Raw genomic sequence first — 10,258 nt, forward strand, 5'->3', positions numbered from 1 at the left:
CCGGAATGCCTCAGCGGCGCTCCTTGTCGTCGTCCCGGGGCTGGTCGAGCAGCTCGCCCACCGGTTGCACGTGGGTGGTGCTCTCCATGTGCACCGGGTGTTCCAGCTGCTTGCTGAAGCGCTCGATGGCGTTCTCCTGGGGCTCGGCGTCGCTGTCGAACACCGGCGGGCTCAGCAGGTAGGCGCAGAGCAGACGGGCCAGGTTGGCCAGGCTGTCGATGTGGGTGCGCTCGTAGCCGTGGGTGGCGTCGCAGCCGAAGGCCAGCAGCGCGGTGCGGATGTCGTGGCCGGCCTCGATCGCCGACTGCGCGTCGCTGTGGTAGTAGCGGAACAGGTCGCGGCGCACCGCCACTTCGTGGCGCTCGGCCAGGCGCAGCAGGTGCCGCGACAGGTGGTAGTCGTAGGGCCCGCCGGAGTCCTGCAGGGCCACGCTCACCGCGTGCTCGCTGGAGTTCTGCCCCTCGGCCACCGGGGCGATGTCGATGCCGACGAACTCGCTCACGTCCCAGGGCAGCGCGCCGGCCGCGCCGGAGCCGATCTCCTCGGTGATGGTGAACAGCGGGTGGCAGTCGATCGGTGGTTCCTCGCCGCTTTCGACTATGGCCTTGAGCGCCGCCAGCAGCGCCGCCACGCCGGCCTTGTCGTCGAGGTGGCGGGCGCTGATGTGGCCGCTGTCGGTGAACTCCGGCAGCGGGTCGAAGGCGACGAAATCGCCGATCGACACGCCGAGGGTGGAGCTGTCCGCGAGGCTCACGGTGTAGGCGTCCAGGCGCAGTTCGACGTGGTCCCAGCTGATCGGCAGGCTGTCCACCGCGGTGTTGAAGGCGTGCCCGGAAGCCATCAGCGGCAGCACGCTGCCGCGCAGCACGCCGTTGTCGCAGAACACCGTGACCCGGCTGCCCTCGGCGAAGCGGCTCGACCAGCAGCCCACCGGGGCCAGCGCCAGGCGGCCGTTGGGCTTGATCTCGCGGACGATCGCGCCAATCGTGTCCAGGTGCGCCGAGACCGCGCGGTCCGGGCTCTTGCGCCGGCCGGCGAGGGTCGCGCGGATGGTCCCGCGGCGGGTCATCTCGAAGGGTACGCCGAGCTCTTCGAGACGCTCGGCGACGTAGCGCACGATGGTGTCGGTGAAGCCGGTGGGGCTGGGGATGGCGAGCATCTCCAGCAGCACCCGTTGCAGGTAGTTCAGGTCGGGTTGCGGCAGGCGGCTCATGCGGGTACCTCGCGTTCAAGGGGCTCGCGGCTCAGCGGGAAGAGCAGGTCGAGGAAGCGTTCGGCGGTGGGCTGCGGCTCGTGGTTGGCCAGGCCCGGGCGTTCGTTGGCCTCGATGATCACGTAGTCCTCGGCGTCCACCGCCGGCACCAGCAGGTCGAGCCCGGTGACCGGGATTTCCAGCGCCCGCGCGGCGCGGATGGCGGCCTCGCGCAGGGCCGGGTGGAGGCGCTCGGTGACGTCTTCCAGGGTGCCGCCGGTGTGCAGGTTGGCGGTGCCGCGCACGGCCAGGCGGCGGCCTTCGGGCAGCACGTCGTCGTAGCCGAAGCCGGCGGCGTGCAGGGTGCGCTCGGTCTCGCCGTCCAGCGGGATGCGGCTTTCGCCGCCGGTGGCGGCCTGGCGCCGGCGGCTCTGCGCGGCGATCAGCTGGCGGATGCTGTGGCGGCCGTCGCCGATCACCGTGGCCGGGTGGCGCACCGCCGCGGCCACCACGTCGTAGCCGATCACCAGTACGCGCAGGTCCAGCCCCGGGTGGTAGCTCTCCAGCAGCACGCGGCCGTCGAACTGGTGGGCGTGGGCGATCGCCGCCTCGACTTCCTCGGCGCTGCCCAGGTTGACCGCCACGCCCTGGCCCTGCTCGCCATCCACCGGCTTGACCACCAGCGCGCCGTGCTCGGCGAGGAACGCGGCGTTGGCCTCGGCGTCGCCGGCCAGGCGCTGCTGCGGCTGCTTGAGGCCGGCGCGGGCGAGGGCGCGGTGGGTCAGTTGCTTGTCCTGGCAGAGGGTCATGCTCACCGCGCTGGTCAGGTCGCAGAGCGACTCGCGGCAGCGGATGCGCCGGCCGCCCTGGGTCAGGCTGAAGATCCCGGCGGCGGCGTCCTGCACCTGCACCTCGATGCCGCGCCGGTGCGCCTCGTCGACGATGATGCGGGCGTAGGGGTTGAGCCCCTGCTCGGGGCCGGGGCCGAGGAACAGCGGCTGGTTGATGCCGTTCTTGCGCTTGATGGCGAAGGTCGCCAGCTCGCGGAAGCCGAGCTTGCGGTAGAGCGCCTTGGCCTGCTGGTTGCTGTGCAGCACCGAGAGGTCGAGGTAGGCCAGCTCGCGGCTCATGAAGTGTTCGATGAGGTGGCGCACCAGCGCCTCGCCGACGCCGGGGCGGCTGCACTGCGGGTCCACCGCCAGGCACCAGAGGCTGGAGCCACGCTCCGGGTCGTGGAAGGCCTTGGCGTGGTTCAGGCCCATCACCGCGCCGACCGCGACGCCGGTCTCGCTGTCCTCGGCCAGCCAGTAGGTCGGCCCGCCCTGGTAGTGCGGAGTCAGCCGTCCGGCGTCCACCGGCAGCATGCCGCGCGCCAGGTACAGGCGATTGACCGCCGCCCAGTCGGCCTCGCCGTGCACCCGGCGGATGCGGAAGCCACGGAACGAGCGGCGCGCCGGGCGGTAGTCGGTGAACCACAGGCGCAGGGTGTCGGAGGGGTCGAGGAACAGCTGTTGCGGGGCGTGCGCCAGCACCTGCTGCGGCGCCGCCACGTAGAGGGCGATGTCGCGCTCGCCGGGGCGCTCGTTGAGCAGTTCGCCGGCCAGGATCTCGGCTTCGGCGAAGGTGTGCCCGATCAGCAGCCGGCCCCAGCCGCAATGCAGGCTGCGCGGTTCGCAGCCGGGCTGCTCGTGGTCTTCGGCGAAGCGCGCCTGCAGGCGCTGGTAGGTCGGCACCTGGCCGCGCAGCAGGCGCTGGTTGTGCGGGTGGGGCAGGTTGAAATGGCTTTTCATGGTTCGCTCCCTGGAACGGGCCGCCGGCGGGGCGGCGGCCGCGTTGCTGGCTGGGGTCAGAGTCCCTGTTCGGTCAGCCAGAGGTTGAGGGCGGCCAGCTGCCAGAGCTTGGAGCCGCGCAAGGGGGTGAGGTCGTCCTGCGGCTGGCTGAGCAGGCGGTCGATCCAGGCCGCTTCGAACAGGCCGCGGTCCTGGCTGGGGTCCAGCAGCAGCTCGCTGACCCAGGCGCGGGTGTCGCCCTGCAGGTGCTTGAGGCCGGGCACCGGGAAGTAGCCCTTGGGCCGGTCGATCACCTCGGCGGGAATCACCTTGCGCGCCGCCGCCTTGAGCACCTGCTTGCCGCCGTCGCCGAGCTTGAAGCGCGCCGGGATGCGCGCCGAAAGCTCGGCCAGGCGGTAGTCGAGGAACGGCACGCGGGCTTCCAGGCCCCAGGCCATGGTCATGTTGTCCACCCGCTTGACCGGGTCGTCGACCAGCATGATGGTGCTGTCCAGGCGCAGCGCCTTGTCCACCGGGTCGCTGGCGCCGGGGGTGGCGAAGTGCCCGGCGACGAAGGCCTGGGCCACGTCCTCCACGCGCATGGCGGGGCGCACGGTGCTTTCGTATTCGCCGTGGCTGCGGTCGAAGAAGGCCTCGCGGTAGGCGTGCAGCGGCGAGGCGGCGCCGACCATGCGCGGGTACCAGTGGTAGCCGGCGAAGAGTTCGTCGGCGCCCTGGCCGCTCTGCACCACCTTGCAGTGCCTGGAGACCTCGCGGGAGAGCAGGTAGAAGGCGATGCAGTCGTGGCTGACCATCGGCTCGCTCATGGCGCGGAACGCCGCCGGCAACTGCTCGATCACCTCCCGCTCGGCGATGCGCAGCTGGTGGTGGCGCGTGCCGTAGCGGCGGGCGATGAGGTCGGAGTAGTGGAATTCGTCGCCGCGCTCGCCGCCGGCGTCTTCGAAGCCGATGGAGAAGGTCAGCAGGTCCGCCACCCCGGCCTCGTGCAGCAAGCCGACCAGCAGGCTGGAGTCCACCCCGCCGGAGAGCAGCACGCCCACTTCGCGGGCCGCGCGCTGGCGAATCCCCACGGCGTCGCGCAGGCTTTCCAGCACGCGGTCTTCCCAGTCTTCCAGGCGCAGCTCGCGCTCGTCGTCGCGGCAACCGTATTCCAGGCGCCACCAGCAGCGCTGCTCGACCTGGCCGTCGGCGTCGACGCTCATCCAGCTCGCCGGCGGCAACTTGCGCACGCCGGCGAGGATGGTGCGCGGCGCGGGGACCACGGCGTGGAAATTCAGGTAGAGGTTGAGCGCTTCCGGGTCCAAGCTGGTATCGATGCCGCCGCCCTGCAACAGCGCCGGCAGGCTGGAGGCGAAGCGCAGGCGCTGCTCGTCGTGGGTGAAGTACAGCGGCTTGATGCCCAGGCGGTCGCGGGCGATGAACAGGCGGCGGGCGTCGCGTTCCCAGATGGCGAAGGCGAACATGCCGTTGAGCCTGGGCAGCAGGTCCTCGCCCCAGGCGTGGTAGCCCTTGAGCAGCACTTCGGTGTCGCCGCCGGAGAAGAAGCGGTAGCCCAGGGCTTCCAGTTCCTTGCGCAGCTCGGGGTAGTTGTAGATGGCGCCGTTGAACACCAGGGACAGGCCCAGCGCGGTGTCGACCATCGGCTGGCCGGAGGCCTCCGCTAGGTCCATGATCTTCAGCCGCCGGTGGCCGAGCGCCAGTGGGCCTTCGCTGTGGAAGCCCCAGGCGTCGGGGCCGCGAGGGGCGAGGTGGTGGGTGATTCGTTCGACCGCGGCGAGGTCGGCCGGTCGGTTATCGAAACGTAGTTCTCCTGCTAATCCGCACATTTTCCTTACCGGTTCTCCGTTGGGGATGAATGGGTGATCAGGCCGGGGCCCTTCTTTCCAGTTAACAGACTGACTCTTTCATGTGAAAGTAGTTCTATGATTTTTTTATGAATTAATGCGGTTTACACACGGTTTATTAATTTTTGTTGAAAGGAAAATGCGATGGAAGAAGCCTATGCGCTGTCGATGTTCCAGGCCTTGCGACGCTTGCAGCAGGGCAGCGAGGTGCACGCCAAGCGCCTGGGCCGGTTCGGCGGGCTGACGCCGCTGCAGTTGCTGATCCTGCAGGTGCTGCTGGTGGAGCGGGAAATCACCGCCAGCCGCCTGGCCAAGCGCGTGAGCCTGTCCCAGGCCTCGCTGTCCGGGGTGCTGGACCGCCTGGAAAGTCGCGGCCTGCTGGCCCGCCGGCGCGACGAGCAGGACCGCCGCAAGCAATGGCTGCTGCTGGAGGACGCCGGCCGCGACGCGTTGCGCTCGGCGCCGCCGCTGTTGCCGGAGTACGTGATGGAGCGCTTCGCCGAACTGCCGGAGTGGGAGCGCCACGCGGTGCTGGCCGGCTTGCTGCGGGCGGCGGAGCTGTTCGAGCTGCCCGAGGAAGAGGAAGAGGATTAGCGCCAGGCTGCGCGTGAGCGTGGGGCGAATAACCGTTCGCGGTGATCCGCCGTCGGCCGGCGGGTAAGGAACTGCCCGGCGATCACGCCAGCAGCTTCTGCGCCGCCAGCGACAGGCTCACCGCCACCAGCATCACCGCGAAGATCCGCTGCAGGGTGGCGCCGCCCAGGCGCAGCGCCAGGCGGTTGCCGGCCAGCACGCCGAGCGCGCCGCCGGCGGCCAGGGCTGCGAGCAACGGCAACGGCGGCTGGGCATGGCTGAGGTAGAGCAGGAAGCCGCCGCCGGAAACCAGGGCGATCACCGCCATCGAGGTGGCGGTCGCCGCCAGCATCGACAGCGGTGTGAACCACAACAGTCCCGGGACGATCAGGAAGCCGCCGCCCACCCCCATCAAGCCCGACAGCAGGCCCACCGCCAGGCCCAGGCCCAGCAGGGGCGCGTGACCGGTGGCGGCGCCCGGCGCCCTGGGTGCGCTCGAGCCGCGCCACATGCGCCAGGCCGACCACAACACCAGCGCGCAGAAGCCGAGGATCAGCACCGCGTCCGGGATGAAGCGCCCCAGCCACTGGCCTGCGGCGTTGCCCGGCCAGCCGGTCAGCGTCAGCCAGACCAGCGGACGCCAGGCCACCTGGCCCTGGCGCGCGCGGGGAATGGCGCCGACCAGCGCCGACAGCGCCACCGCGCCCAGGCTCACGCCGATGGCGTCGTGCAGCGGCAGGTGCAGGCTGAGCAGCAGCGGCAGGGCGACCAGCGAGCCGCCGGCGCCGGTGAGCCCGAGCAGCACGCCGAGGATCAGGCCGATGAAGGTGGATTCGACGAGCAGGGCGTCCATTCGCTTGGCGGGCTCCGGTGGTCCGGTGGCTTGGAGTGTCAGTGCTTCTGGCCGCGTACCAGTTCGCGCAGGAAGAAGCGGTTGGGGTGGCAGGCCTCGGCCACCGCGCGCGGCAGCGGCAGCGGCTCACCGTCGATCCACGCCGCCAGCAGCTCGCCGGACAGCGGCGCGCTGATCAGCCCGCGCGAGCCGTGGGCGCTGTTCAGGTACAGGCCGTCGAGCCAGGGACAGGGCGTGTCCGGCACCTGGCGGGCATCCTTGGCCAGCACCGCGTAGGCCTCGGCGAAGGCCTCGCGGTGCGCCAGCGGGCCGATCAGCGGCAGGTAGTCCGGGGTGGTGCAGCGGAACGCCGCGCGTCCTTGCAGCGTAGCCGGATCGAGCTGGTCGGCGTGCAGGCGGCGCACCAGGTCCGGGGAAATCTCGGCGAGCAGCTCCAGGTTGCCCTGGTGCTCGGCGACGGTCGGCTGCAGGTCGTCGCTGTGGAAGTCGAAGCTGGCGCCCAGGGTGTGCTCGCCGTGGCGCGGCGGGGCGACGTAGCCCTCGGCGCAGACTACGGTGCGCAGCGCGGCGCTTTCCGGGCTGGCCGGCAGGCGGCTGATCTGCCCGCGGATGCGCTTGAGCGGCAGGCTGGCGGCGCCGGGGAAGGCACGCACCTCGGCAGCGGTGGCGAGGATCGCGACGGGCGCCGCAGCCAGGCACTCGTCGCCGGCCCAGGCGCGCCACTGCTCGCCGTCGCGCTCCAGGCGCACTTCCCGGCCACTCAGCACAGTGATCAGCGGGTGCTCGGCGAGGGTTTGGCACAGCGCCGGCGGGTGCGCCCAGCCGGCTTCGGGGAAGAACAGCCCGCCGGCGGGCAGCGCCACGCCGGCGACGGCTTCGGCCTGCTCGCGGCTGAGCGTGCGCAGCAGGTCGCTGGGGAAGGCCTCGGCCAGTTTCGCCTGGCGCTTGCCCTCGGCCTCGTCGAAGGCCAGTTGCAGCACGCCGCAGGCCTGCCAGTCGGCGTCGCGCTGCAGGCGCTCCAGCAGCCGGCGGGTATGCCCGAAGCCGGCCACGATCAGGCGCGAAAGGGCGGTGCCGTGGGCCGACAGCTTCAGGTAGAGCACGCCCTGGGGATTGCCCGAGGCCTCCCGGGCCAGCCCGGTATGGCGTTCGATCAGGGTCACTCGCCAGCCGCGCGCGGCCAGGCTCGCGGCGCTGGCGCAGCCGGCCAGGCCACCGCCGATCACCAGGGCGTGGCGTTCCCCCGGCGCTGCGGCGGGGCGCGCGTACCAGGGCTTCTCGGCGGCGGGCGTGGCGCCCTGGAACTCACCCGTCAGGTTTTCCCATTTCTTGCCGAAGCCCTCGACCCGCCGCACGGCGAAGCCGGCGGCTTTCAACGCGCGGCGGACGACGCCGGCGGTGGTGAAGCTGGCCAGGGTCGTACCGGGGCCGGACAGCCGCGCCAGCTGCTCGAACAGCGGCTCGCTCCACATCTCCGGGTTCTTCGCCGGGGCGAAGCCGTCGAGGAACCAGGCGTCGATGCGCGCGTCCAGCTCCGGCAGGATTTCCAGCGCATCGCCCACCAGCAGGGTCAGCACCACGCGGCCGCCGGCGAATACCAGGCGCTGGAAGCCGGGGTGGATGGCGTGGTACTGCGCCAGCAACTGCTCGCTCCAGGGCCGCAGCTCGTCCCACAGGCCGAGGGCGCGCTGCAGGTCGTCGCGGCGCAGCGGGTATTTCTCCACGCTGACGAAATGCAGGCGCGCGTCGGCCGGCGCCAGCTGATCGAACAGGCGCCAGGCGCAGAGAAAGTTCAGACCGGTGCCGAAGCCGGTCTCGCCGATGCTCAGGCGCCCGCCGGCGGGCAGCGCGGCGAAGCGTCGCGGCAGCTGGCTGCCGTCGAGGAACACGTGGTGCGTTTCCGCGATCCCCGAGGCGCTGGAGAAGTACACGTCGCCGTAGGCGCGCGACAGGGGCTGGCCGTTTTCGTCCCAGTCGAGCTGGGCATTGTGCGGATCGGGCATGGGGGTACCGGCGGGAGTGCGAAGGGCGCATTTTAGCCGATCCCTCGCGCAGACAGTCTGCGTCACATCCGCTACCTTGAATGCATCCCGCAGTCAGGAGGCAGTGCATGTTCGAATCCGCCGAAATCGGCCATTCCATCGACAAGGAAACCTACGAGAGGGAAGTCGCCGAGTTGCGCGAGGCGTTGCTCGAGGCGCAATACGAGTTGAAGCAGCAGTCGCGCTTCCCGGTGATCATCCTGATCAACGGCATCGAAGGCGCCGGCAAGGGCGAGACGGTCAAGCTGCTCAACGAATGGATGGACCCCCGGCTGATCCAGGTGGAAAGTTTTCTGCGGCCCTCGGACGAGGAACTTTCGCGGCCCTCGCAATGGCGCTTCTGGCGGCGCCTGCCACCCAAGGGGCGGACCTCGATCTTCTTCGGCAACTGGTACAGCCAGATGCTCTACGCGCGGGTCAACGGCGACATCAAGGACAACCGCCTGGACGTCGCCATCGACGCCGCCGAACGCTTCGAACGCATGCTCTGCGACGAGGGCGCGCTGATCTTCAAGTTCTGGTTCCACCTGTCCAAGAAGCAGCTCAAGGAACGCCTGAAGTCGCTGGAGAACGACCCGCAGCGCTCCTGGCAGTTGAGCGAGATCGACTGGCTGCAGAGCGAGGTCTACGACAGATTCGTGCGCTACGGCGAGCGCGTGCTGCGCCGCACCAGCCGCGACTACGCGCCCTGGTACATCGTCGAGGGCGCCGACGAGCGCTATCGCAGCCTGACCGTCGGCCGCACCCTGCTGGAAGGCCTGCAGGCGGCGCTGAAGCTCAAGGACCGTCCGCGCCGCCAGCCCCACGCGGCGCCCCTGGTGGCCAGCCTGGACAACCGCGGGCTGCTCGACAGCCTCGACCTGACGCTGGCCCTGAGCAAGGACCAGTACCAGGAACAACTGGCCCAGGAGCAGGCACGCCTGGCCACGCTGATCCGCGACAAGCGCTTCCGCCGGCATTCCCTGATCGCCGTGTTCGAGGGCAACGACGCGGCCGGCAAGGGCGGCGCCATCCGCCGCGTCACCGACGCCCTGGACCCGCGCCAGTACCACATCGTGCCGATCGCCGCGCCCACCGAGGAGGAGCGCGCCCAGCCCTACCTGTGGCGCTTCTGGCGGCACATGCCGGCGCGCCGGCAGTTCACCATCTTCGACCGGTCCTGGTACGGCCGGGTGCTGGTGGAGCGGGTGGAGGGCTTCTGCTCGCCGGCCGACTGGCTGCGTGCCTATTCGGAGATCAACGACTTCGAGGAGCAGCTGACGGACTTCGGCATCGTGGTAGTGAAGTTCTGGCTGTCGATCGACAAGGACACCCAGTACGCCCGCTTCAAGGAGCGCGAGACGATTCCGTTCAAGCGCTACAAGATCACCGACGAGGACTGGCGCAACCGCGACAAGTGGGACCAGTACGTCGACGCGGTGGGCGACATGGTCGACCGCACCAGCACCGAGATCGCCCCCTGGACCCTGGTCGAGGCCAACGACAAGCGCTTCGCCCGGGTCAAGGTGCTGCGCACCATCAACGATGCGCTGGAGGCGGCGTACAAGAAGGACAAATGAGCCGGAGGCGGTGATGGTCTACGTGAAGCGCGATGAGAATGGACGCCTGCTGCGGGTGGAACGCGAACCCTTCGCCGGCGCCGAACCGATGAACGCCGACGCCCCCGAGGTGCTGGCCTGGATGAACGGCGCGCTGGACGCCCGCCTGCAATCCCTGCAGCGCTCGGACCTGGAGCTGGTGCGGGTGCTGGAAGACCTGGTGGGGGTGCTGGTGAACCGTGGCCTGATCCGCTACACCGACCTGCCCGAAGCGGCCCGGCGCAAACTCGAAGCCCGCGCCACCACCCGCGCCAGCCTGGACGGGCTGGGCGGGCTGGTGGAAGAGGAGGACGAGCGACTGTTCTGAAAGCGCAGGCGCGCCGAGCGCGTGATCGCGGGCATGGCCCGCTCCTACCAAGCGCACGC

8 protein-coding genes are annotated in these 10,258 nt (G+C 70.4%); 3 read left to right on the plus strand and 5 right to left on the minus strand.

Going from position 1 to position 10,258, the window contains the following annotated elements; all coding sequences use genetic code 11:
- Positions 1-10: 10 nt before the first annotated feature.
- Genes P3W75_RS16635 through P3W75_RS16645 form a run of 3 tightly spaced genes read right to left on the minus strand, consistent with a single transcriptional unit; the run spans position 11 to position 4,808 of the window.
- Positions 11-1,213: an osmoprotectant NAGGN system M42 family peptidase gene (locus P3W75_RS16635; protein ID WP_276228410.1), complete on the minus strand. Its 1,203-nt coding sequence runs from the start codon at positions 1,211-1,213 to the stop codon at positions 11-13.
- Entirely contained in the window at positions 1,210-2,982 is a 1,773-nt protein-coding gene (gene ngg, locus P3W75_RS16640; protein ID WP_276228411.1) for an N-acetylglutaminylglutamine synthetase, read from the minus strand. The genes P3W75_RS16635 and ngg overlap by 4 nt, the downstream gene beginning before the upstream one ends.
- Positions 2,983-3,038: 56 nt before the next feature.
- The gene (locus tag P3W75_RS16645) at positions 3,039-4,808 is read right to left on the minus strand and encodes an N-acetylglutaminylglutamine amidotransferase (RefSeq protein WP_276228412.1); all 1,770 of its coding nucleotides are present in this window, start codon (positions 4,806-4,808) and stop codon (positions 3,039-3,041) included.
- A gap of 162 nt (positions 4,809-4,970) precedes the next feature.
- Here P3W75_RS16645 and P3W75_RS16650 point away from each other — a divergent pair, with 162 nt between their 5' ends.
- Entirely contained in the window at positions 4,971-5,420 is a 450-nt protein-coding gene (locus tag P3W75_RS16650) for a MarR family winged helix-turn-helix transcriptional regulator (protein ID WP_276228413.1), read from the plus strand.
- Positions 5,421-5,502: 82 nt separating this feature from the next.
- Here the strand turns inward: P3W75_RS16650 and P3W75_RS16655 are convergent, their stop codons facing one another.
- Entirely contained in the window at positions 5,503-6,252 is a 750-nt protein-coding gene (locus P3W75_RS16655; RefSeq protein ID WP_276228414.1) for a sulfite exporter TauE/SafE family protein, read from the minus strand.
- Between the two features lie 38 nt (positions 6,253-6,290).
- On the minus strand, positions 6,291-8,255 hold the full coding sequence (gene mnmC, locus P3W75_RS16660) for a bifunctional tRNA (5-methylaminomethyl-2-thiouridine)(34)-methyltransferase MnmD/FAD-dependent 5-carboxymethylaminomethyl-2-thiouridine(34) oxidoreductase MnmC (protein ID WP_276228415.1): 1,965 nt from the start codon (positions 8,253-8,255) through the stop codon (positions 6,291-6,293).
- Positions 8,256-8,362: 107 nt separating this feature from the next.
- On the opposite strand from mnmC, the gene pap reads away from it, so the two are divergent.
- Entirely contained in the window at positions 8,363-9,853 is a 1,491-nt protein-coding gene (pap, locus tag P3W75_RS16665) for a polyphosphate:AMP phosphotransferase (protein WP_276228416.1), read from the plus strand.
- Positions 9,854-9,866: 13 nt separating this feature from the next.
- A complete protein-coding gene (locus tag P3W75_RS16670) occupies positions 9,867-10,199 on the plus strand; it encodes a tryptophan synthase subunit beta (protein ID WP_276228417.1) in 333 nt (110 codons plus the stop codon).
- Positions 10,200-10,258 lie beyond the last annotated feature (59 nt).

This window comes from Pseudomonas citronellolis (assembly GCF_029335315.1).
Taxonomy (GTDB): Bacteria; Pseudomonadota; Gammaproteobacteria; order Pseudomonadales; family Pseudomonadaceae; genus Pseudomonas; species Pseudomonas citronellolis_A.